The organism is Streptomyces sp. NPDC056144 (genome assembly GCF_042264145.1).
Taxonomy (GTDB): Bacteria; Actinomycetota; Actinomycetes; order Streptomycetales; family Streptomycetaceae; genus Streptomyces.
On the sequence record NZ_JBHJVF010000010.1, the window covers coordinates 91,282 to 113,328 of the forward strand.

Genomic DNA, 22,047 nt, shown 5'->3' on the forward strand with positions numbered 1-22,047 from the left:
CGGCTGCTGGCGGCGGGGGGGGTGCGGGGACGGGGCGGGGTTCGGGGGGGGGGGGGGGGGGCCCGCCGGGGGCCGGGCGGGGGGGGGGGGGGGGGGCCGGCCGGCGGGGGGGGGGGGGGCGCCCGGCCGGGGCGTGGGTGAGCTCGGGGCGGTGGGTCAGCCGCGCGCGCCGGCCCGGCGGCGGAGGACGACGAAGCCGAGGCCCGCGGCGGCGAGGGAGACCGCGCCGGCGCCCGTCGCGTAGAGGGCCGTGGAGTCGGTCCCGGTGGTGCCGAGCTCGGCACCGGCCGCGACACCGCCCTGCGGGACGACGGCGGTCTGACCGCCGGTGGTGCCCGTGGAGCCGGTGGTGCCCGTGGAGCCGGTGGTGCCCGTGGAGCTCTTGTCGCCGCCGGTGCCCTTGTTGTCCGTGGGGACCTTGGTGCCGCCCGTGACCGGGTTGAGGGTGCAGCCCTCCGGCATCTTCGGGAAGGCCTGCGAGCCGCCCTTGCTCCCGACGCCGCCCTCGACCTTGGTGTAGAGCGTCGGGGTGGCGCCGAACGGGTTGTCGATGCGGGCGATGATGCCGGCGCTCTTCGGCAGCGCGGGGTGCTTGCGGTCGAGCTTCGAGAAGACCGGGGTGTCGTCGCCCGCGTCGTGGAAGGTGGCGGTCGGGCCGTTCGGGCTCATGACGAGCTCGGCCTCGGTGCCCGCGCCGATGCTGACGGTGGTGGTGACGGTGCACTGGTCGTCACGGGTGTACGGCGTCGGGGCGGCCTGCCGGGACGAGCCGGGGATGTAGGCCGCGAGGCCGCCGCCCTGCTCCAGGACGACGAGGCCGCCGCCGGTGAAGCGGAAGACCGCGCGGTCGCCCTTCACGTAGGAGACACCGGTCTTGACGCCCAGCCGGATCTCCCGGAGGCCCCAGCGGCCGTCCTTCTCGACGACCTCCAGGCGGACGCCGTTGGCGAGCTTGTACTGGCCCGGCTCGGCGTGGATGTAGTTGCCGACCCAGCCGTAGGAGCTGCCGTCGGAGTCGAGGACGAAGAAGGCGCCGTTGTTGTTGCCGGCGGCCGACTGGTGGTCGGCGTCGAGCGTGCCGACGTTCTTGCCCTTGTAGGTGAGCTCGGCGCGGTGGTGGCCGTCGGCGACGCGGAAGATCCTGGCCTCGCCGCCGGTGGGCAGCGGCACCGTGCGGACGTACACGCCCGCGGAGACGAGCTTCGGGGCGGCCTGCCGGGCGGAGCCCGGGATGTAGGAGACGAGGCGGCCGTCCTGCTCCATCAGGACGACGGCGCCACGGAACGCGGCGACCCGGAGGTCGTCGCCCGTCACGGCGAGGAGCCGGCCGTCGCCCGTGAGGTGGAAGCGGCCCTGCTTCTCCGTGAGCTTGACCTGCGCGCCGTTGGCGAGCTCGTACGTGCCGGTGACGGCGCGGCCCTGGAGGCGGTTGCCCTTCCAGGAGTACGTCTGGCCATTCGGGTAGAGGACGAAGTAGGTGTACTCGTCCTCGTACGCGACCGCGATGCCGTTCGCGTCCAGGGTGCCGACCCGCTGGCCCGCCTTGGAGATCTCGGCGCGGTGGTGGCCGCCGGCGACGCGGAAGATCTTGGCCTGGGCGCCGTTCGGGAGGTTCTCCGTCCGGACGAGGGTGCCGGTGCTGTCGTCCGCCGCGGCCTTCGGGCTCTCGGAGCTCTTCGGGGCATCCGCCGCGTCCGCCTGCGCATCCGCATCCGCGTCCGTCGGCGCCGTCGTGGCGGACGGGGTCGCCGCCGACTTGACGGCCGTCGGGCCGTCGGCCGCGAAGGCCGCGCCCGCGGTGAGGGCCGGGGTGATCGCGACGCCCGCGACGAGGGCGGTGGCGACGGCGGTGCGGAGGGCGGTGCGCATAACGACTCCTGGGAAATCAGTCAGGTGGTTGGGTGAGTCGCATGCCGCTTTTTCTCGGTCCGAGGTGTCCGGTGAGGTCTGGCTGGCTGCTGGTTAAAAATTTAAAGATCTTGTATGCGGGAGCTGTGCGCTCCACGTCACAGGCGTGTGACAGGCGTCACTCGCCCCGTCACCCCTGATGTGACCTCGCGCTCGACCGAAGGGCTCCCCTGTACAGGTCGCTACGCGCGTAGATATGCTCGACTGGTGACCATGCCCACCACTGCATCCGCAGCATCCGCATTCGCCGACGTGACCGCGTCCGACAGTGCGCTGCGCCGCTTCCTCCACGGGCTGCCCGGCGTCGACGCCGTCGGCCTGGAGGCGCGCGCCGCATCTCTCGGCACCCGCTCGATCAAGACCACGGCCAAGGCGTACGCCATCGACCTGGCCATCTCCATGATCGACCTGACGACGCTCGAAGGCGCGGACACCCCGGGCAAGGTCCGGGCGCTCGCCGCCAAGGCCGTCAACCCCGACCCGACCGACCGCGCGACCCCGACGACCGCCGCCGTCTGCGTCTACCCGGACATGGTGGCCACCGCCAAGGCCGCCGTCGCGGGCTCCGGCGTCAAGGTCGCCTCCGTCGCCACCGCCTTCCCGGCCGGCCGCGCCGCGCTCCCCGTGAAGCTCGCGGACACGGCCGACGCCATCGCCGCGGGCGCCGACGAGATCGACATGGTCATCGACCGTGGCGCCTTCCTCGCCGGCCACTACCTCAAGGTCTACGAGCAGATCGCGGCCATCAAGGCGGAGTGCGGCGACCGCGCGCGCCTCAAGGTGATCTTCGAGACCGGCGAGCTCTCCACGTACGACAACATCCGCCGCGCCTCCTGGCTCGGCATGATGGCCGGCGCGGACTTCATCAAGACCTCGACCGGCAAGGTCGCGGTCAACGCCACCCCGGCGAACACCCTCCTCATGCTGGAGGCGGTCCGCGACTTCCGCGCGCAGACCGGCGTCCAGATCGGCGTGAAGCCGGCCGGCGGCATCCGCAACACCAAGGAAGCGATCAAGTTCCTGGTGCTCGTCAACGAGACCGTGGGCGAGGACTGGCTGGACAACCACTGGTTCCGCTTCGGCGCCTCCAGCCTGCTCAACGACCTGCTGATGCAGCGCCAGAAGCTGGCTACCGGCCGCTACTCCGGCCCCGATTACGTGACGGTGGACTGATCAACATGGCATCTGCATTCGAGTACGCGCCGGCGCCCGAGTCCCGGTCCGTCGTCGACATCGCCCCCTCCTACGGCCTCTTCATCGACGGCGAGTTCGTCGACGCGGCCGACGGCAAGGTCTTCAAGACCGTCTCCCCCTCCTCCGAGGAGGTCCTCTCCGAGGTCGCCCAGGCCGGCGCCGAGGACGTCGACCGCGCGGTGAAGGCGGCGCGGAAGGCCTTCGAGAAGTGGTCGGCGCTGCCGGGCGCCGAGCGGGGCAAGTACCTCTTCCGCATCGCCCGGATCATCCAGGAGCGCAGCCGCGAGCTGGCCGTCCTGGAGACCCTGGACAACGGCAAGCCGATCAAGGAGACCCGCGACGCGGACCTCCCGCTGGTCGCCGCGCACTTCTTCTACTACGCGGGCTGGGCCGACAAGCTCGACCACGCCGGCTTCGGCGCGAACCCGCGTCCGCTGGGCGTGGCCGGCCAGGTCATCCCGTGGAACTTCCCGCTCCTGATGCTGGCGTGGAAGATCGCCCCGGCGCTCGCGACCGGCAACACGGTCGTCCTCAAGCCGGCCGAGACGACCCCGCTGTCCGCGCTGTTCTTCGCGGACATCTGCCGTCAGGCCGGGCTGCCGAAGGGTGTCGTCAACATCCTTCCCGGTTACGGGGAGACGGGCGCCGCACTCGTCGAGCACCCGGACGTCAACAAGGTCGCCTTCACCGGCTCGACCGCCGTCGGCAAGGCCATCGCGCGCTCCGTCGCGGGCACCGACAAGAAGCTGACCCTGGAGCTGGGCGGCAAGGGCGCCAACATCGTCTTCGACGACGCCCCCATCGACCAGGCCGTCGAGGGCATCGTCAACGGCATCTTCTTCAACCAGGGCCAGGTCTGCTGCGCGGGCTCGCGCCTCCTCGTCCAGGAGTCGATCCAGGACGAGCTGCTGGACAGCCTCAAGCGCCGCCTGTCGACGCTCCGCCTCGGCGACCCGCTCGACAAGAACACCGACATCGGCGCCATCAACTCCTCGGAGCAGCTGGCCCGCATCACCTCCCTCGTGGAGCGCGGCGAGGCGGAGGGCGCCGAGCGCTGGACCGCCCCCTGCGAGCTGCCGTCGGCCGGTTACTGGTTCGCCCCGACGCTCTTCACCGGCGTCACGCAGGCGCACACGGTGGCCCGCGACGAGATCTTCGGCCCGGTCCTGTCGGTGCTGACGTTCCGTACGCCGGACGAGGCCGTGGCGAAGGCCAACAACAGCCAGTACGGCCTGTCGGCCGGCATCTGGTCGGAGAAGGGCTCCCGCATCCTCGCGGTCGCCGACAAGCTCCGCGCGGGTGTCGTCTGGGCCAACACGTTCAACAAGTTCGACCCGACCTCGCCCTTCGGCGGCTACAAGGAGTCGGGCTTCGGCCGCGAGGGCGGTCGCCACGGCCTGGAGGCTTACCTCGATGTCTGAGTCTTCCGCGACGCGTCTGAGCGTCTTCAAGACCTACAAGCTGTACGTCGGGGGCAAGTTCCCCCGCTCCGAGAGCGGCCGGGTGTACGAGGTGAGCGACTCGAAGGGCAAGTGGCTGGCGAACGCCCCGCTCTCCTCCCGCAAGGACGCCCGTGACGCGGTCGTCGCCGCCCGCAAGGCCTTCGGCGGCTGGGCGGGCGCGACCGCGTACAACCGCGGCCAGATCCTCTACCGCGTCGCCGAGATGCTGGAGGGCCGCCGGGAGCAGTTCGTCCGCGAGGTCGCGGACGCCGAGGGCCTGTCGAAGTCGAAGGCGGCGGCGGTCGTCGACGCGGCGATCGACCGCTGGGTCTGGTACGCGGGCTGGACCGACAAGATCGCCCAGGTCGTCGGCGGCGCCAACCCGGTCGCCGGCCCGTACTTCAACCTGTCCTCGCCCGAGCCGACCGGCGTCGTCACGGTGATCGCCCCCCAGGAGTCCTCGTTCCTGGGCCTGGTCTCGGTGATCGCCCCGGCGATCGCGACGGGCAACACGGCGGTCGTCGTCGCGAGCGAGAAGTCCCCGCTCCCCGCCCTGTCCCTGGGCGAGGTCCTGGCCACCTCCGACCTCCCCGGCGGCGTGGTCAACATCCTCTCCGGCAAGGCCTCGGAGATGGGCCCGCACCTCGCGGCCCACCAGGACGTCAACGCGATCGACCTCACGGGCGCGGACGCCGACCTGGCCCGCGACCTGGAGATCGCGGCGGCGGACAACCTGAAGCGCGTGCTGCGTCCCCGTACCGAGGACTTCAACGAGTCCCCCGGCACGGACCGCATGACCGCGTTCCTGGAGACCAAGACCGTCTGGCACCCCACGGGGTCGCTGGGCGCGAGCGGTTCTTCGTACTAGATCCACTCCGCAAGGCCCCCGGGTGTCCGCACCCGGGGGCCTTGCGCACGCCCGGGCCCGAACGCATGATCCACTCATGCTGAGGGGACTGATCAAGGGAGACAACGCCTTCGTCCCGACGGCCGCGCTGCGCGTCGCCGTCGGAACCGGCGTGGACATCGCGGCGCTGCTCGTGACGGAGCAGGGCAGGGTCCGGGGGGACGCCGACATCGTGTTCCCCGGCGCACCCGTGCACGCGTCCGGCGCGGTGCGGCTCACCGAGCACGAGGACGGCACGGTCTGGCTCGACACCGACCTCGCGGCCGTCGAGGAGGCGATCGACCGCGTCCTCCTCGTCGCGTCGACGGAGGAGGGGGCGCTGAAGGACGCGCGCGGGCTCTCCGTCCAGGTCATCGGCGCCGACGGTTCGGCGGTCGTGGCGTACGGGGTGACCGACGCGGGCCCCGAGACGGCGATGGTCCTCGCGGAGCTGTACCGCCGCGCCGGCGGCTGGAAGTTCCGGGCGGTGGGCCAGGGGTACGAGGACGGGCTCGTCGGCCTGGCGGCGGACCACGGGGTCGTGGCGGAGCCGGAGGACACCCTTCCCGAGCCGGAGGACACCCTCCCGGAGCCCGAGGCCGCCCTCCCGGAGCCGGAGGACGCCCTCCCCGCGCCTCGGGCGCCCGAGGCCCTTCCCGCGGCCTCCAAGGACACGAATCCCCCGTCGTCCGCCGAGCCCGTCTCGCCGTACGCCCCGGCCTCGGCGTACGCCCCGGGCCCGTTCCCGGCAGTCACGGTCCCCGTATCCGTACCGAAGGACTGGCCGTACGAGGACAACGACTTCGAACCGCGCGAGATCGAAGGCGTCGGCAACGACGTCATCGTCGTCGACGACCTCCCGCCCGGCCCCGTCCTCTTCGACATCGCCGTCCACACCGACCGGTACACGGCCCTCTGGACCCTCACGGAGGAGAACGAGCAGGGCGACCTGCTCGTCAGCAGCACCGAGAAGGGCCTGCGGGGCCGCGTGCTCGTCGTCGTCCCCGACACCGGGCGGCTGCGCCTGAAGCTGGAGGCCTACGGCCTCTGGCGCGCGCGGGCCCTGCCCCTCTCGGCGGCCCGGCAGCTGTCGGAGGAGACCCTGGAAGGCTGGGGGTCCGACGTGCTGCTGCACACGGGCGGACCGGACCACGTGGCCTTCCGCTACCGCGGCAAGAGCAACTTCATCGTCCACGTCTACGACCTGGCGCGGTACGACGGCTCTCCCGCGCTCCTGCCGAGGCCGAAGCACATCGTCAACGAGATCGGCAGGCAGCGGGAGTCGGAGCCGCTGCCCGCGGGCCCGCTCGTCGTCCATCTCAAGTGGGCCGAGGGCCCCTGGCGCGCCCGGCTGAAGCAGCCGAGCGCGGCCGTGGCGTGGCTGCGCCGGGTCCGCGACTGAGCGGCCTCCGCTACGGGAGCAGGCCCTGCGTCAGCGGACCCGCCACCGGCAGGTCCGCGACCGCGCCGCCCTTCGTGAGGTGGTCGGTGACGAGGTTCGTGCCGACCGGCTTGAAGTCGGCGACCTGGGTGCCGAGGCCGTTGTCGAGCGGGTCGACACCGGTCTTGGCCAGCGGGTCGAGCTGGAGGCGGGTGAGGGGGCCGAGGCCGTGGGTGACGCCTTCGAGCGCGCCCGCCCCGGCCGCCGCCGCGTCCGTCCGGGTCAGCGAGTCGACCGGCAGCGGCACCGGGGCCAGGGCCTGGGCCGCCGCACCCCCGCCGACCAGCGCGGCGCCCGCCGCCGTGACGGTGAGCCCGGCCTTCAGCAGGGCGCTCCGACGGGGGGTCCGGTCTTCTGCGTGACGCGCCATCATGATCCTTCCAGAGGATTCCACGGGGTGAGCGAACGGGCACCGAGCGTAGTGGGGGTGTGATGCTCGATACCAACGGCCTTCTCCGGTACTCCCCTGGACGGGGGAATGGTTCACACTGGTGTTCCGTGAGTGCCCTCCCGATTCCGACCCGCGTCGTCCTGCTGTCCGGCCCGTCCGGCTCCGGCAAGTCGTCCCTCGCCGCCGTTGCGGGCCTTCCGGTCCTGCGCCTCGACGACTTCTACAAGGAGTGCGACGACCCGTCGCTCCCGATCGTCGACGGCACCTCGGACGTCGACTGGGACTCCCCAGGCTCCTGGGACGCGGACGCCGCCGTCGCCGCGATCGTCGAGCTCTGCCGTACGGGACGGACCGAGGTCCCCGTGTACGACATCGCCACCAGCTCCCGGGTCGGCCGGGACCGCCTCGACATCGAGCGGACCCCGCTCTTCGTCGCGGAGGGCATCTTCGCCGCCGAGATCGTGAACCGCTGCCGTGAGCTCGACGTCCTCGCCGACGCGCTCTGCCTGCGCGGCCGCCCCTCGACGACCTTCCGTCGCCGGCTCGCCCGCGACCTGCGCGAGGGCCGGAAGTCGGTGCCGTTCCTGCTGCGCCGGGGCTGGCGTCTGATGCGCTCGGAGCGGGCGATCGTGGCCCGTCAGACGGCGCTCGGCGCGCACCCGTGCGCGAAGGACGAGGCGCTCGGCCGCCTGGCCGCCGCGGCGGCGGGCCGCCACCGCACGCCGGCCGCGAACTGACGGACGAAGAGCCCGGACACGCGAGAAGCGGGTCGCACCTGGCCCCCCGGCCTGTGCGACCCGCTTCGTCGTTCCCCGTATCCCCGTGCTCCCCCCGCTTCCCCCGCGAGCTCCCGTTCCCCCGTGAGCCCGCGCGGGTCTTTCCCCCGTTTCCCCCGTTGCTTCCCCCCGACCTTCAGGCCACCAGCTCGCCGAAGGACTCCTCCTCGTCACGGCCGAAGCTGAGCACCTCGTCCTCGCGCATGCGCCGCAGCGAACGCCAGATGCTCGACTTCACCGTGCCGACACTGATGTCCAGGATCTCCGCGATCTCCGGATCGGTACGGCCCTCGTAGTAGCGCAGCACCAGCATCGTGCGCTGGAGCTCGGGCAGCCGGGCCAGGGCCTGCCACAGGACCGCGCGCAGTTCCGTACCCCGCATCGCGTCCGTCTCGCCGACCGTCTCCGGCAGCTCCTCGGTGGGGTACTCGTTGAGCTTGCGGCGGCGCCACGCGCTGATGTGCAGGTTGGTCATGGTGCGACGGAGGTACCCGCCGACGGCGGCCTTGTCGCTGATCCGCTCCCAGGCGCGGTACGTGGAGAACAGCGCGCTCTGGAGCAGGTCCTCGGCCTCGAAACGGTCACCGGTCAGGTGGTAGGCGGTGGCGTACAGGGAGGCACGACGCTCCTGGACGTAGGCCGTGAACTCGGCCTCCGAACAGCTCGCGCGTTCCCCCGTGCTCTCCCCGTACACCGCTCCCGCGTCAGCGACGGCGGCCATGTACGGCGCCTTCCGCTGGCGCCCGACGCCGCGAACGCACCCCCGCCCGTTCACCGCGCCGGACTTCTCGGTGCTCCGGCCGACGTCGTGGAGGCGCGTGACAACTGCGCTTGAGGTGGTGCTGTGCAGTGCGTTCATCTCGCGCCCCCCGTCGTTCGGAGTGTGATTCGGTCCGTGTGCCAAGAAGCCTGCCCGGCGGAGTTCATGGAGGTGTCCGCCGACTGTCACAGCCGTGTCACAGGGGACGGGACACGGGCGTCACGAGGAGCGCGTCACTAAGCGGTCGTGCCCGGACGGCCGAGTACGACAGAATGACGGCGTGCCTTTTCTGTTGCTGATCGAGGACGACGACGCCATCCGCACGGCCCTCGAACTCTCCCTGTCACGGCAGGGCCATCGGGTGGCCACCGCCGCGACCGGGGAGGACGGCCTCCAGCTGCTGCGCGAGCAGCGGCCCGACCTGGTGGTGCTCGACGTCATGCTGCCCGGCATCGACGGCTTCGAGGTGTGCCGGCGCATCCGCCGCACCGACCAGCTGCCGATCATCCTGCTCACGGCGCGCAGTGACGACATCGACGTAGTCGTGGGCCTGGAGTCCGGTGCCGACGACTACGTGGTGAAGCCGGTGCAGGGCCGGGTGCTCGACGCGCGCATCCGGGCCGTACTGCGGCGCGGCGAGCGCGAGTCGACGGACTCGGCGACGTACGGCTCGGTCGTCATCGACCGGTCGGCGATGACCGTGACGAAGAACGGCGAGGACCTCCAGCTCACGCCGACCGAGCTGCGGCTGCTCCTGGAGCTGAGCCGGCGGCCCGGACAGGCGCTGTCCCGGCAGCAGTTGCTGCGGCTCGTGTGGGAGCACGACTACCTGGGCGACTCGCGGCTGGTCGACGCCTGCGTGCAGCGGCTGCGCGCGAAGGTGGAGGACGTGCCGTCCTCGCCGACCCTGATCCGTACGGTCCGTGGGGTCGGCTACCGCCTGGACGTCCCTGCGTGAGCAAAGGATTCCTCGCGCGGCTGCGGCTCTCCAGTCTGCGGCTGCGCCTCGTCGTCGTCTTCGCCCTGGTCGCGCTGACCGCGGCCGTCTCGGCCTCCGGCATCGCGTACTGGCTGAACCGCGAGGCGGTCCTGACCCGTACCCAGGACGGGGCGCTCAACGACTTCCGGCAGGAGATGCAGAACCGGGCGGCGACGCTGCCGCTGCGGCCCACCGAGGAGGACCTGCGGCGGACCGCCGAGCAGATGGCCTCCGGCGGCGGGGCGAACTACCAGGTGCTGCTGCTCGGCGAGCGGGCCGCGGGCAAGCCGATCGTCGGGGCCTCGGACCCGGACGACTTCACGCTGGCCGACGTGCCGCGGTCGCTGCGGGAGGCCGTGGACACACGGCGCCCGGTGACGGAGGCGAACCCGTACCCGTACCACCTGTTCTGGCAGCGGACGGAGCGGAACGGGACGCCGTACCTGGTCGGCGGGACGCGGATCGACGGCGGCGGTCCGGCCGGTTACATGCTCAAGTCGCTCGCGGCGGAGAAGGCCGATCTCAACTCGCTGGCCTGGTCGTTGGGGATCGCGACGGCGCTCGCGGTGGCCGGTTCGGTGCTGCTCGCGCAGGTCGCGGCGACCACCGTGCTGCGGCCCGTGCACCGGCTCGGCGAGGCGGCCAAGCAGCTCGGCGAGGGCAAGCTCGACACCCGGCTCCGGGTCACCGGGGCCGATGAACTCGCGGACCTGACACGGACGTTCAACAGCGCGGCCGAGTCGCTCCAGAAGAAGGTCGCGGACATGAGCGCGCGCGAGGAGTCCTCGCGGCGGTTCGTCGCCGACATGTCGCACGAGCTGCGGACGCCGCTGACCGCGCTGACCGCCGTCACGGAGGTCCTGGAGGACGAGCAGGACACGCTCGACCCGATGATCGCCCCGGCGGTCGCGCTCGTCGTGAGCGAGACCCGGCGCCTCAACGACCTGGTGGAGAACCTGATGGAGGTGACCCGCTTTGACGCGGGCACCGCCCGGCTCGTCGTCGACGAGGTGGACATCGCCGACCAGATCACCGCGTGCATCGACGCGCGCGCCTGGCTCGACGCGGTCGACCTCGACGCCGAGCGCGGGATCATGGTGCCGCTCGACCCGCGCCGTCTCGACGTCATCCTCGCCAACCTCATCGGCAACGCGCTCAAGCACGGCGGTTCGCCGGTGCGGGTGTCGGTGCGGACGGAGCGGGAGGAGCGGGAAGAGCGGGAGGAACTCGTCATCGCGGTCCGCGACCACGGCCCCGGCATCCCGGAGGACGTGCTCCCCCACGTCTTCGACCGCTTCTACAAGGCGAGCGCCTCCCGGCCCCGGTCGGACGGCAGCGGCCTCGGCCTGTCGATCGCCATGGAGAACGCGCTGATCCACGGCGGCTCGATCACCGCCTCGAACTCGGTCGGCGAGGACGGGGCGGTGGACGGCGCGGTGTTCGTGCTGCGACTGCCGCTCGACGCCTCGGGGATCACCCGCGAGGTGCGGACGCGGAGCAGCCAGGGCGAGGGGGAGGACGAGTGAGACGCCGTACGCAGCGACTGGTCCTCTGCGCGGGGTTCGCCGCGCTCGTGCTGACCGGGTGCGGGATCAGGACGACGTCCGTACCCGTGGACGCGGGCGCGGCCCCGTCCCGGGTTCCGTGCAGCGTCACCGAGGAGAGCCCGTCGGCGACCGCCGCGCAGGGCGTGCCGGTCCGGGTCTTCCTGGTGTGCGGCTCGCAGCTGGAGGCCGTCGACCGCCGCTCGCCGCTGCCGGAGGAGAAGGCGGGCGGCGACCCGGTGCGGACGGCGTCGGGGCTGCTCGCGCAGCTGCTCGCGGAGCCGTCGGAGGACGAGCGGCAGGCCGGATTCACGACGGCGGTACGGGGTCCGCTCACGGTCAAGGGGGCGCGGGCGGGCGATCCGGCGGGCACCCTGCGGCTGAGCCGCCAGCCGGAGGACCTGACGCCGGTCGCGCTCTCGCAGATCGTCTGCACCTTCGCGGAGAGCTCGGCGGGCGCGGGCGAGCACACGGTGCTGCTCGGCGGCCCCGGCTGGTACGAGCCGAAGCGCTACCAGTGCACGACGGACCTGCGGGAGCGGCCGGAGTCGAGCCCGCCGACGGCGCCGACGCCGGAACCGGTGGCGACGACGCCGGAACCGGTGGCGACGACGACGCCCGGGGTGACGCAGTCCACTCCCGCCGCCTGAGGCTTCTCCGTACCGGCGGAACCGATTCCGCCGGTACGAGCGTCTTGGGGGGCGTGCAGCGTCAAGGTTCGGGCGGAAACGCCGCCGTGGTCGTCCGTGGGGCGGGGTTCACTCTCCTCCTCGCGCATCTGCTGCTCGTCGCCTGGATCGGCCTCCGCCCACGGGACGTGGCCTGGGTGACCGCCCCGAACACGATCCCCCTCGCCGGCATCCGGGCCGATCTCGCGCTCGGCGGCGCCGAGGCCGCCCGGCTGATCGCCGAGGGGCTGCTCCTCCTGGCCCCGCTCGGGGTGCTGCTCCCGATGGCCGACGGACGGCTCCGCGCCTCCCTCTGGGGCTCGTGGGTCCGTACGGTCGCGGCCGGCGCGCTGGTGTCGCTCGCGCTCGAGCTGCTCCAGACCGCCGTACCGGGCCAGGTCGTCGACGTGGACTCCGTCCTCCTGAACACCGCCGGGGTGGCGCTCGCGCACCTGCTGTTCGTGCCGGCCGGGCGGGCCCGGCTGCGCCGCAGGTCGGAGCGGGATCAGGGTTCTCCCCTGCCGGAGAAGGAGAAGGCTCAGGGTTCGACCCCGACGATTTCCAGGGTCCCGATCGCCCCGTAGGCCGACGCCCGGGACCCGGTGGCGGCGGCAGGATGGAGTCATCGGGAGCCCGACGGAGCGGCTCCCGGCAGACGCTTTCGAAGGAGCCCACCATGGCCGCACTTGTCCGCCCCCGTAACGGACGCATGATCGGCGGAGTGTGCGCGGCGCTGGCGCGGCGCTTCGGCACCTCCGCGACGACGATGCGCCTGATCTTCCTGGTCTCGTGCCTGCTTCCGGGGCCGCAGTTCCTGATCTACCTGGGCCTGTGGATATTCCTGCCGGGAGAGAAGGCCGCGAGCTCGAGGACCGCCTGGTAGTCACGGGGAACGCCCGAGGGGCGCGCATCCGGGTCTCCGGGTGCGCGCCCCTCGGGCGTGTACGGGTGCGGGTGCGGCTCAGCCGAGCGGGAGGCCGCCGGGGAGACCGCCCGTGAGGCCGCCGATGGGCAGGCCGCCGAGGAGGCCGCCGAGCGGGGTGGCGCCGAGGCCGTCGGTGGCGGGGCCCGCGGCGGCCGGGAGGGTCTTCACGCCCTGGTCGACGCCCTGGGCGAGGGCGCCCTGTCCGGCACCGAGGGACTCGCCGGCACCGTCGGGGAGCTCGGTGAGGTCGCTGCCCAGCGGGACTGCGTTGGTCACCGTGCCCAGCGCGTCGGCGTCGAGCGGCAGGGCGGACGCGGAGGCCGTGCCGGCGGCGGTGACGGCGAAAGCGGCACCGAGGGCGGCGACACCGAGCTTCTTGGCGGCAGACTGCTTCATCTGAAAATCTTCCTTGGGGAATCCGGGGCTTCGGGGAAAAGCCGCTGGGGGAAATCCTGGGAACACGGGAATGCAGAGCGGCTCTGCAACCTAACCACCGGACGTCTCCACCGCAAACACCGGAAAGCGGCCGGGTGTCGTGCCCACCCGGCCGCTTCGAAACCCTTTGCGAGGGTGCGATCAGCCTTCCGCGCGGGAAGAGTCGCTGGTCGTGGCGGTCTGCTGGAACAGCCATTCGGACTTGAGCTCGGCATAGCCAGGCTTGATCACGTCATTGATCATGGCGAGTCGTTCATCGAAAGGAATGAACGCTGATTTCATCGCATTGACAGTGAACCAACCCATGTCATCGAGCGTGTATCCGAAAGCCTCGGTCAGGAGCTCGAATTCACGGCTCATGCTCGTTCCGCTCATCAAGCGATTGTCCGTGTTGACGGTGGCACGGAAATGCAGCTTGCGGAGCAGGCCGATCGGGTGCTCGGCGTACGAGGCGGCGGCGCCGGTCTGGAGGTTGGAGGTGGGGCACATCTCCAGGGGGATCCGCTTGTCGCGGACGTAGGCGGCGAGGCGGCCGAGGCGGACCGAACCGTCCTCGTCGACCTCGATGTCGTCGATGATCCGGACGCCGTGGCCGAGGCGGTCGGCTCCGCACCACTGGAGCGCCTGCCAGATGGAGGGGAGACCGAAGGCCTCGCCCGCGTGGATCGTGAAGTGGTTGTTCTCCCGCTTCAGGTACTCGAAGGCGTCGAGGTGGCGGGTGGGCGGGAAGCCGGCCTCGGCGCCCGCGATGTCGAAGCCGACGACGCCGGTGTCGCGGTAGCGGTTGGCGAGCTCGGCGATCTCCAGGGAGCGGGCCGCGTGCCGCATGGCGGTGAGCAGCGCGCCGACGCGGATGCGGTGTCCGTTGGCCCTGGCCTGCCGCTCGCCCTCGCGGAAGCCCTCGTTGACGGCCTCCACGACCTCTTCGAGGCTCAGGCCGCCCTCCAGGTGCTGTTCGGGGGCGTAGCGCACCTCCGCGTACACGACCCCGTCCTCGGCGAGGTCGACCGCGCACTCGGCGGCGACCCTGACCAGGGCCTCACGGGTCTGCATGACGGCGCAGGTGTGCACGAAGGTCTCCAGGTAGCGCTCCAGGGACCCGGAGTCGGCGGCCTCGCGGAACCAGATGCCGAGCTTGTCGGGCTCGGTCTCGGGGAGCTGCTCGTAGCCCTGTTCCCGGGCGAGTTCGATGATCGTGCCGGGGCGCAGTCCGCCGTCGAGGTGGTCGTGGAGGAGCACCTTCGGGGCACGGCGGATCTGGTCCGCGGTGGGGACGTTGGGGGTCTGGCTCGTCATTTCCGCACTGTAGCGCCTACGCGCGTAGAGCGCGCCCTGTCACACCGCGGATTCTTCGCTCCGCTCCGGTCATCCGCACCCGCGTGCCGAACGGACTTATGGGGTACGGGCGTTCATTCGAGGCCCGATACGTAACAGTGATCGCGCGTACCGCTGGTGTACACCTCCGCTTCTGAGACTGTTCTGTCATGGCGCTCTTCGCACTCGTGGGACCGTCCGGAGCCCGGCGACCCCGGCTCGGTCGGCCCGTTGGAGGAAACCGGCCCTCGGCGGTGGGCGGTGTCGTGCTGCTGCTGCCGGACGGGGACGAGGCCTCGCGGCGGCGGCCCTCCGCGCGGGCGCACGCCGCCGTGCTGCCGCTCGGGCGGCGGCTCGTGCGGGGCGGGCGCGGCGAGGGGCTCGTCGCGCACGTGGTGCGGTACCGGGGGCGCGGGTGGAACGGGGCCGACGCCGAGCAGGCCGCCGACGCCTCCTGGGCGGTCGGCGAGGCCGTACGGCGGTACGGGGACGTGCCGGTCTGCCTCGTCGGGCACGGGATGGGCGCGCGGGCCGCGCTGCGGGCCGGCGGACACGAGGCCGTCGGGGCGGTCGTCGCCCTCGCGCCCTGGCTGCCCGAGGACGACGTGGCCGCCGAACCCGAGCCCGTACGCCACCTCCTCGGGCGCCGGGTGCTGATCGTGCACGGCACCAACGACTCCCGTACCGACCCGGAGTTGTCCTTCCGGTTCGCCGAGCGCGCCAAGAAGACGAACCGCGAGACCTGCCGCTTCGAGGTGCACTCGGACGGGCACGCGCTGCGCCAGTACGCGCACGAGGTCCGCAACCTCGCCGCCGACTTCGCGCTCGGCGCCCTCTTCGCCCGGCCCGTGGCCCGGCCGGTGACCGACGCGATGGCCGCTCCCCCGCCGCTGGGGCTCAGGATGCCGCTCGCGGCGGGGTTCACGAGCGGCTCATAGCTTCGGCAGCAGGTGGTCGCGCCGGCTCAGGAGGAACTTCTTGAAGGCGGCCACCGGGGCCGTGTCCGGGTGGCCGTCCAGCCAGGCCACCCCGATCTCGCGGACCGCGCGCGGCGCGGTGACGCTGAGCTCGACGACGCCGGGGCGCGGGACGGCGGGCGGCGGCAGCAGGGCCACGCCGAGACCGGCGGCGACCAGGCCGCGCAGGGTCTCGGCCTCCTCGCCCTCGAAGGCGATCCGGGGCTTGAAGCCGGCCTGCGCGCACAGGTCGTCGGTGATGCGGCGGAGCCCGTAACCCGGTTCCAGGGTCACGAAGGTCTCGTCGGCGGCCTCCGCGAGGCGGACGCGGCGGCGGCCCGCGAGGCGGTGGTCGTCGGGGACGACGAGCCGCAGCCGCTGCTCGTCGAGGCGCCGGGCGACGAGGTCGGGGGCGTCCGGGACCGGCGAGGTCAGGCAGAGGTCCAGGTCGCCGGCGCGCAGCCGCTCGATCATCGCCTCGCCGTAGTTCTGGACGAGGGTGAAGCGGACCCGCGGGTGGTCCACGCGGAAGGCCCGGATGAGCGCCGGGACGGTCTCCGAGCCCATGGTGTGCAGGAAGCCGAAGGCGACCCGGCCGGCCGTCGGGTCGGCGTCCGCCCGTACGGTGTCGGCGGCCCGCTCGACCTCCGCGAGCGCCTTCTCGGCGGCCGTGAGGAAGCGGCGGCCCGCCGGGGTGAGGGAGACCGTCCGGCCGCGCCGGGCGAAGAGCGAGACGCCGAGGTCCTGTTCCAGGCGGACCATCGCCCGCGAGAGCGTCGACTGCGGCACGCCCATCTCGGCCGCCGCCCGCGTCACGTGCTCGTGCCGGGCGACCGCGGCGAAGTACGCGAGGCGCGGAGCCAGTACCAGGCCCATGTCTTCTTCGTTACTGTTCGGTGACAGGCGAGGCTGTGACCTGTACTCATGCAGCATGGGAACGATTACATCAGTTCCGTGCATTGGACGCATGAAACAGAGCGTCCTACGTTCGTGGACATGCCTCCCGCCAGTACCAAGGCGGGCGCCACCAGCGCGTCCGCCGACACCCGCCTCGCTCCCGGAGTCCCCGGCTACCGCCGGACGAGCCTCGCGCTCTTCGCCGCCGGCCTGGCCACCTTCGCCCTCCTCTACTCCACGCAGGCCCTCCTCCCGGCCATCTCGGCCGAGTTCGGCGCCACCGCGTCCGCCGCCTCCTGGACGGTCTCCGCCGCCACCGGCGCCCTCGCCCTCTGCGTCCTCCCCCTCAGCGCCCTCTCCGAGCGCTTCGGACGCCGCGCGATGATGACCGCCTCCCTCACGGTCGCCGTCGCCCTCGCCCTCCTCGTGCCCCTCGCGCCGAACCTGGAGACCCTGATCGCGCTGCGCGCCCTCCAGGGCGCCGCGCTCGCCGGCCTCCCCGCCTCCGCGATGGCGTACCTCGCCGAGGAGGTCAGGCCGAAGGCGCTGATCGCCGCGATCGGCCTCTTCGTCGCGGGCAACTCGATCGGCGGCATGAGCGGCCGGCTCGTCACCGGCTGGGTCGCGCAGATGTGGGGCTGGCGCGCGGGTCTGGCCGCCGTCGGCCTGACCTCGCTGCTCTGCGCGCTCGCCTTCCGCGCGCTGCTCCCGAAGGCGCGGCACTTCACGCCGGGCACGCTGAACCCCAAGGCGCTGGCGAAGACCGTCAGGACGCACCTGTCGGACCCGCTGCTCGTGCGTCTGTACGTGATCGGCGCGCTGTTCATGACGGTCTTCGGCGCGGTCTACACCGTGATCGGCTACCGGCTCGTCGAGGCGCCCTTCTCCCTCCCCCAGGGCGTCATCGGCTCGATCTTCCTGGTCTACCTGGTCGGCACGGTCTCCTCCGCCGCCGCCGGAAAGCTCGTCGGACGGCTCGGCCGGCGCGGGGCGCTGTACCTGGCGGTCTCGACGACGGCGGCGGGCCTCCTCCTCTCCCTCTCCGACTCCCTCGCGGCGGTCCTCGCGGGCCTGGTCCTCATCACGGCCGGGTTCTTCGCGGGCCACGCGGTCGCCTCGTCCTCGGTGAGCCGTACGGCGAAGACGGGCCGCGCACAGGCCTCGGCGCTGTACCAGTCGGCGTACTACCTGGGCAGCAGCGTGGGCGGCACGCTCGGTGCGATCGCGTTCCACGCGGGCGGCTGGGCGGGCACGGTCGTGATCGGGCTCGTCGCGGTCCTCGGCGTGGTGTCGGTGACGCTGTACGGGTCCCACAGCGCGCGGGTGGCGGCGCGGCGGCCGGAGCTGGTGACGGCGGCCTGAGCCGGTTCCGGCGGCCTGAAACCATTCCCCTCCCCCGGAGCGTCTTAAATGACAGGACTCTAGGGGGAGTTGACGATCATGAACCGATTCATGGCTCGTGCGGGGAAGAGAGCGGGCATCACGGCCGGGCTCGTGTCGCTCGTCGTACCGATGACGATCGCGCTCGGTACGGCTCCGGCGCAGGCGGCGTCCTGCAACGTGACGACGGGGCCGTACCAGAAGCAGGTGGAGAAGTTCCTCGGGCGGCCCGTCGACGGACGGCAGTCGCTCGCGGACTGTCAGGCCATCAAGGCCTTCCAGGCCAAGCACGGCATCACCCCGACGATGGGGTACGCGGGCCCGGTCACCTGGCGCACGATGAACACGATGCTCCAGCAGCGGGCCGCCGGCACCACCCCGAACCGCGCGGGCACCTGCCCGACCAACCGGGGGCGGATCGCGTGCGTCGACCTGACCCGCCAGCTGAGCTGGATCCAGGACGGGTCGCGGCTCAAGTACGGCCCCGTGCCGGTCCGTACGGGCAAGGACGGCACCGAGACGCGGACCGGGTCGAAGAAGATCTACTGGCGGAACATCAACCACTGGTCGACGCTCTACAACGTCTCCATGCCGTACGCGCAGTTCTTCGACGGCGGGCAGGCCTTCCACTCCACGACCAAGTCGATGTGGAACCCGCCGGGTTCGGGCGGCTGCGTGAACATGCGGTCCGCGGACGCGAAGGCGTACTGGAACCTGCTGCGCAACGGCGACGACGTCTTCGTCTACGGGCGGAAGCCGGGAACCTGACCCGACTTGTCAGTGCCCTGCGCTAGCTTCGATCGCGTGACCACGACGAACGCGACCGTGACGACCGACGAACTCGACAGCTACCGCAGGGAACTGACCGGTTACTGCTACCGCATGCTCGGCTCCTCCTTCGAGGCGGAGGACGCGGTGCAGGACACGATGGTGCGCGCGTGGAAGGCGAGCGCGAGCTTCGAGGGGCGGTCCTCGGTGCGGTCCTGGCTGTACCGGATCGCGACCAACGTCTGCCTGGACGCGCTGAACGCGGGGAACAGGAGAGCGCGGCCCATGGACCTCACCGGCCCGACGCCGGTCGCGCAGGCGCAGCTGGTGAAGCAGCCGGAGATCACCTGGCTGGAGCCGATGCCGGACGGGCGGGTGCTGCCCTCGGCGGGCGACCCGGCGGAGACGGCGCTGTCCCGGGAGTCGGTGCGGCTCGCGTTCATGGCCGCGCTCCAGCACCTGCCGCCGAAGCAGCGGGCGGTGCTCATCCTGCGCGAGGTGCTCGCCTGGAAGGCGAGCGAGGTCGCGGAGCTCCTCGACACCACGGTCGCCTCGGTCAACAGCGCGCTCCAGCGGGCCCGCGCGACCCTCGCCGAGCAGGCACCGGCCGCGTCCGACGCGGCGGACCCGCTGGACGAGGAGCAGAAGGCGCTCCTGGAGCGGTACGTGGTGGCCTTCGAGGGCTACGACATGAAGGCGCTGACGGCGCTGCTCCACGAGGACGCGACCATGTCCATGCCGCCGTTCGACCTCTGGCTCCAGGGGCACGACGACATCGTGGGCTGGATGCTGGGCGTCGGCGAGGTCTGCGCGGGCTCGAAGCTGGTCCCGACCGTGGCGAACGGCTCGCCGGCCTTCGCCCAGTACCACCCGGACCCGGCCGGCGGCTTCAGCCCCTGGGCGCTGATCGTCCTGGAGGTGCGGGACGGGAAGGTGGCCGGGATGGACTTCTTCCTGGACACCGAGCGCTGGTTCCCGCTCTTCGAGCTGCCGTCACGGCTGGAGGCCTAGGGTCCCGTCGAGGCCGGTGAGGAGGAGCAGGGCCCGCAGCTCGGGCCCCGCCCCTTCGAACCGGAGGCGGTGGCCGTGGCGCCGGGCGGCGAGCTTGAGCCGGGCGAGGGCGTCGACGGCGAGGAGGTCGGCGCCCGCGAGCTCCCCCACGTCACAGGTGACGTCCCCGGGCGGGGCGTGCGCGAGGCGCGCGCAGAGGCCCGCGACGTCGTCCCGGGTGGGGCGGGCGGGCAGGGTCAGGACGAGGGGCTCTCGACGGGGGTCCACAGGAGAAGAGACCGTGCCCGCCCCCGTAACTCATCGCTAGGCTCTGGATCATGACTCACGAACCTGTCGAACTGGTGATCTTCGACTGTGACGGTGTTCTGGTGGACAGCGAGCGCATCTACTGCCGGGTGGACCGGGAGGTGTTCGCGGCCGTCGGGGCGGAGTTCTCCGAGGCCGAGATGGCCGACCTCTTCATCGGCTCCTCGAAGGAGCTGCTGACCGCGCTCGTCGAGGAGCGCCGGGGCAAGCCCCTGGAGCCCGACTGGCAGGTCCCGTACAAGCAGCGGTACGAGGATGCCCTCGACGCGGAGCTCACGGCCGTGGAGGGCGTCACGGAGGTGCTGGACGCGCTGGCCGTCCCGTACTGCCTGGCCTCCAACGGCAGCCACGCGACCGTGGCCCGGAACCTGGACCGCGCGGGACTCCTGAGCCGCTTCGAGGGCCGCCGCTTCAGCGCCCACGACGTCCCCCGGGCGAAGCCCGCCCCGGACCTGTTCCTGCACGCGGCGGCGGCCATGGGCGTACCGCCCGAGCGCTGCGCGGTCGTCGAGGACAGCCCGTACGGCGTCGAGGCCGCCCGCGCGGCCGGCATGCGCGCCTTCGGCTACTCCGGCGGCCTGACCCGCGCGGACCGGCTGATGGGCCCCCGGACGGTGGTCTTCGACGCGATGCGGGAGCTGCCGGGGCTGCTGTCCGGCTGACGGGGAGCCGTGACGGGGAACGGGACCGGTGGAGATCCACCGGTCCCGTTCCTCGTCAGCGCGCCGCCGGGTCTCAGGCGATGCGGTCCAGGACGATCGGGTTCGCCGTGAAGGGGGTGCCCTCCGGGGCGATGTCCCAGGCGGCCTCCAGGGAGCCCAGGGCGTAGTCGAACTTCTCCGGGGTGTCCGTGTGGAGGGTCATCAGGGGCTGGCCCGCGATGACCGTGTCGCCGGGCTTGGCGTGGAGTTCGACGCCCGCGCCCGCCTGCACCGGGTCCTCCTTGCGGGCGCGGCCCGCGCCGAGGCGCCAGGCGGCGATGCCGATGTCGTAGGCGTCGAGGCGGGTGAGGACGCCCGAGGACGGGGCCGTGACGACGTGCTGCTCGCGGGCGACCGGGAGGGCCGCGTCCGGGTCGCCGCCCTGGGCCGCGATCATCCGGCGCCAGACGTCCATCGCCGAGCCGTCCTTGAGGGCCTTCGCCGGGTCGGCGTCCTTGATGCCGGCCGCGTCGAGCATCTCGCGGGCGAGGGCGATCGTCAGGTCGACGACGTCGGAGGGGCCGCCGCCGGCGAGGACCTCGACCGACTCGCGGACCTCCAGGGCGTTGCCCGCGGTGAGGCCGAGCGGGGTCGACATGTCGGTGAGGAGCGCGACCGTCTTCACGCCGCTGTCGGTGCCGAGCTGGACCATGGTGGAGGCCAGTTCGCGGGCGTCCTCGATGGTCTTCATGAACGCGCCGGTGCCGACCTTGACGTCCAGGACCAGGGAGCCGGTGCCCTCGGCGATCTTCTTGGACATGATGGAGCTGGCGATGAGCGGGATCGCCTCGACAGTGCCGGTGACGTCGCGGAGCGCGTACAGCTTCTTGTCCGCCGGGGCCAGGCCGTCGCCAGCCGCGCAGATGACCGCGCCGGTGGTGTCGAGGACGTGGAGCATCTCCTCGTTGGAGAGGAGCGCGCGCCAGCCGGGGATGGACTCCAGCTTGTCGAGCGTGCCGCCGGTGTGGCCGAGGCCGCGGCCGGAGAGCTGCGGGACGGCCGCGCCGCAGGCGGCGACGAGCGGGGCGAGCGGGAGGGTGATCTTGTCGCCGACGCCGCCGGTGGAGTGCTTGTCGGCGGTCGGGCGGGAGAGCGCGTCGAAGTTCATGCGCTCGCCGGACGCGATCATCGCGGCGGTCCAGCGGGCGATCTCCGTGCGGTTCATGCCGTTGAGCAGGATCGCCATGGCCAGCGAGGACATCTGCTCGTCGGCGACCACACCGCGGGTGTACGCGTCGATGACCCAGTCGATCTGCTCCGGGCTCAGCTCGCCCTTGTCCCGCTTGGTACGGATGACGGAGATGACGTCCATGGTGATGGTTCCTCTTTCTACTTCTACGCGCATAGAGGGGAGGGAAAGGGGGG

At 72.2% G+C, this 22,047-nt stretch carries 23 protein-coding genes; 15 read left to right on the forward strand and 8 right to left on the reverse strand.

The features are described from left to right. Positions 1 to 156: 156 nt before the first annotated feature. Complete coding sequence (locus tag ACFC0Z_RS26605) at positions 157 to 1,869, reverse strand: hypothetical protein (protein WP_376442756.1); 1,713 nt, start codon at positions 1,867 to 1,869, stop codon at positions 157 to 159. Positions 1,870 to 2,121: 252 nt separating this feature from the next. Here ACFC0Z_RS26605 and deoC point away from each other — a divergent pair, with 252 nt between their 5' ends. From deoC to ACFC0Z_RS26625, 4 genes are all read left to right on the forward strand, one after another. Next, positions 2,122 to 3,081, forward strand: coding sequence for a deoxyribose-phosphate aldolase (gene deoC, locus ACFC0Z_RS26610; protein ID WP_376442759.1), 960 nt, complete (start codon positions 2,122 to 2,124; stop codon positions 3,079 to 3,081). A gap of 5 nt (positions 3,082 to 3,086) precedes the next feature. After that, positions 3,087 to 4,523: an aldehyde dehydrogenase family protein gene (locus tag ACFC0Z_RS26615; RefSeq protein ID WP_376442762.1), complete on the forward strand. Its 1,437-nt coding sequence runs from the start codon at positions 3,087 to 3,089 to the stop codon at positions 4,521 to 4,523. Continuing rightward, positions 4,516 to 5,412 carry an aldehyde dehydrogenase family protein gene (locus tag ACFC0Z_RS26620; RefSeq protein ID WP_376442765.1) on the forward strand — a complete coding sequence of 299 codons (897 nt, stop codon included), beginning with the start codon at positions 4,516 to 4,518 and terminating at the stop codon, positions 5,410 to 5,412. Before ACFC0Z_RS26615 ends, ACFC0Z_RS26620 begins: the two co-directional genes overlap by 8 nt. A 76-nt stretch (positions 5,413 to 5,488) precedes the next feature. Beyond that, positions 5,489 to 6,832: a TerD family protein gene (locus ACFC0Z_RS26625; protein WP_376442768.1), complete on the forward strand. Its 1,344-nt coding sequence runs from the start codon at positions 5,489 to 5,491 to the stop codon at positions 6,830 to 6,832. Positions 6,833 to 6,842: 10 nt separating this feature from the next. Here ACFC0Z_RS26625 and ACFC0Z_RS26630 read toward each other — a convergent pair whose 3' ends face one another. Next, on the reverse strand, positions 6,843 to 7,241 hold the full coding sequence (locus tag ACFC0Z_RS26630) for a hypothetical protein (protein WP_376443133.1): 399 nt from the start codon (positions 7,239 to 7,241) through the stop codon (positions 6,843 to 6,845). A gap of 62 nt (positions 7,242 to 7,303) precedes the next feature. On the opposite strand from ACFC0Z_RS26630, the gene ACFC0Z_RS26635 reads away from it, so the two are divergent. Next, a complete protein-coding gene (locus ACFC0Z_RS26635) occupies positions 7,304 to 7,999 on the forward strand; it encodes an ATP-binding protein (RefSeq protein WP_376442771.1) in 696 nt (231 codons plus the stop codon). A 175-nt stretch (positions 8,000 to 8,174) separates the two neighbouring features. On the opposite strand, the gene ACFC0Z_RS26640 is transcribed toward ACFC0Z_RS26635, so the two are convergent. Then, positions 8,175 to 8,897 carry a SigE family RNA polymerase sigma factor gene (locus ACFC0Z_RS26640; protein ID WP_376442774.1) on the reverse strand — a complete coding sequence of 241 codons (723 nt, stop codon included), beginning with the start codon at positions 8,895 to 8,897 and terminating at the stop codon, positions 8,175 to 8,177. A gap of 181 nt (positions 8,898 to 9,078) precedes the next feature. Here ACFC0Z_RS26640 and afsQ1 point away from each other — a divergent pair, with 181 nt between their 5' ends. From afsQ1 to ACFC0Z_RS26665, 5 genes are all read left to right on the forward strand, one after another. Next, positions 9,079 to 9,756, forward strand: a complete 678-nt coding sequence (gene afsQ1, locus ACFC0Z_RS26645) for a two-component system response regulator AfsQ1 (RefSeq protein WP_360812754.1) — start codon at positions 9,079 to 9,081, stop codon at positions 9,754 to 9,756. Continuing rightward, on the forward strand, positions 9,753 to 11,303 hold the full coding sequence (locus ACFC0Z_RS26650) for an ATP-binding protein (RefSeq protein WP_376442777.1): 1,551 nt from the start codon (positions 9,753 to 9,755) through the stop codon (positions 11,301 to 11,303). Before afsQ1 ends, ACFC0Z_RS26650 begins: the two co-directional genes overlap by 4 nt. Continuing rightward, complete coding sequence (locus ACFC0Z_RS26655) at positions 11,300 to 11,971, forward strand: hypothetical protein (RefSeq protein WP_376442780.1); 672 nt, start codon at positions 11,300 to 11,302, stop codon at positions 11,969 to 11,971. Before ACFC0Z_RS26650 ends, ACFC0Z_RS26655 begins: the two co-directional genes overlap by 4 nt. A gap of 53 nt (positions 11,972 to 12,024) precedes the next feature. Then, positions 12,025 to 12,573: a VanZ family protein gene (locus ACFC0Z_RS26660; protein WP_376442783.1), complete on the forward strand. Its 549-nt coding sequence runs from the start codon at positions 12,025 to 12,027 to the stop codon at positions 12,571 to 12,573. A 92-nt stretch (positions 12,574 to 12,665) separates the two neighbouring features. After that, entirely contained in the window at positions 12,666 to 12,872 is a 207-nt protein-coding gene (locus tag ACFC0Z_RS26665; protein ID WP_376442786.1) for a PspC domain-containing protein, read from the forward strand. A gap of 78 nt (positions 12,873 to 12,950) precedes the next feature. Here the strand turns inward: ACFC0Z_RS26665 and ACFC0Z_RS26670 are convergent, their stop codons facing one another. Further along, positions 12,951 to 13,310: a hypothetical protein gene (locus ACFC0Z_RS26670; RefSeq protein WP_376442789.1), complete on the reverse strand. Its 360-nt coding sequence runs from the start codon at positions 13,308 to 13,310 to the stop codon at positions 12,951 to 12,953. Positions 13,311 to 13,490: 180 nt separating this feature from the next. After that, the gene (locus tag ACFC0Z_RS26675) at positions 13,491 to 14,645 is read right to left on the reverse strand and encodes an adenosine deaminase (protein ID WP_376442791.1); all 1,155 of its coding nucleotides are present in this window, start codon (positions 14,643 to 14,645) and stop codon (positions 13,491 to 13,493) included. 188 nt (positions 14,646 to 14,833) lie between these two features. Between ACFC0Z_RS26675 and ACFC0Z_RS26680 the strand changes: the two genes are divergently transcribed. Further along, on the forward strand, positions 14,834 to 15,601 hold the full coding sequence (locus ACFC0Z_RS26680) for an alpha/beta hydrolase (protein WP_376442793.1): 768 nt from the start codon (positions 14,834 to 14,836) through the stop codon (positions 15,599 to 15,601). Here ACFC0Z_RS26680 and ACFC0Z_RS26685 read toward each other — a convergent pair. Continuing rightward, positions 15,596 to 16,552, reverse strand: coding sequence for a LysR family transcriptional regulator (locus ACFC0Z_RS26685; protein ID WP_376442796.1), 957 nt, complete (start codon positions 16,550 to 16,552; stop codon positions 15,596 to 15,598). The two genes, ACFC0Z_RS26680 and ACFC0Z_RS26685, sit on opposite strands and share 6 nt — an antisense overlap. A 63-nt stretch (positions 16,553 to 16,615) precedes the next feature. Between ACFC0Z_RS26685 and ACFC0Z_RS26690 the strand changes: the two genes are divergently transcribed. From ACFC0Z_RS26690 to ACFC0Z_RS26700, 3 genes are all read left to right on the forward strand, one after another. Next, positions 16,616 to 17,878, forward strand: a complete 1,263-nt coding sequence (locus ACFC0Z_RS26690) for an MFS transporter (RefSeq protein ID WP_376442799.1) — start codon at positions 16,616 to 16,618, stop codon at positions 17,876 to 17,878. Positions 17,879 to 18,028: 150 nt separating this feature from the next. Beyond that, positions 18,029 to 18,664 carry a L,D-transpeptidase family protein gene (locus ACFC0Z_RS26695; protein WP_376443136.1) on the forward strand — a complete coding sequence of 212 codons (636 nt, stop codon included), beginning with the start codon at positions 18,029 to 18,031 and terminating at the stop codon, positions 18,662 to 18,664. Between the two features lie 36 nt (positions 18,665 to 18,700). Beyond that, positions 18,701 to 19,675: a sigma-70 family RNA polymerase sigma factor gene (locus tag ACFC0Z_RS26700; RefSeq protein WP_376442802.1), complete on the forward strand. Its 975-nt coding sequence runs from the start codon at positions 18,701 to 18,703 to the stop codon at positions 19,673 to 19,675. Here the strand turns inward: ACFC0Z_RS26700 and ACFC0Z_RS26705 are convergent. Then, entirely contained in the window at positions 19,658 to 19,942 is a 285-nt protein-coding gene (locus ACFC0Z_RS26705; RefSeq protein WP_376442805.1) for an STAS domain-containing protein, read from the reverse strand. The genes ACFC0Z_RS26700 and ACFC0Z_RS26705 overlap by 18 nt on opposite strands. 50 nt (positions 19,943 to 19,992) lie before the next feature. Here ACFC0Z_RS26705 and ACFC0Z_RS26710 point away from each other — a divergent pair, with 50 nt between their 5' ends. Then, entirely contained in the window at positions 19,993 to 20,643 is a 651-nt protein-coding gene (locus ACFC0Z_RS26710; protein ID WP_376442808.1) for an HAD family hydrolase, read from the forward strand. A gap of 73 nt (positions 20,644 to 20,716) precedes the next feature. Here the strand turns inward: ACFC0Z_RS26710 and ACFC0Z_RS26715 are convergent, their stop codons facing one another. Beyond that, positions 20,717 to 21,994 carry a thymidine phosphorylase gene (locus ACFC0Z_RS26715; RefSeq protein WP_376442811.1) on the reverse strand — a complete coding sequence of 426 codons (1,278 nt, stop codon included), beginning with the start codon at positions 21,992 to 21,994 and terminating at the stop codon, positions 20,717 to 20,719. Between the last annotated feature and the right edge of the window lie 53 nt (positions 21,995 to 22,047).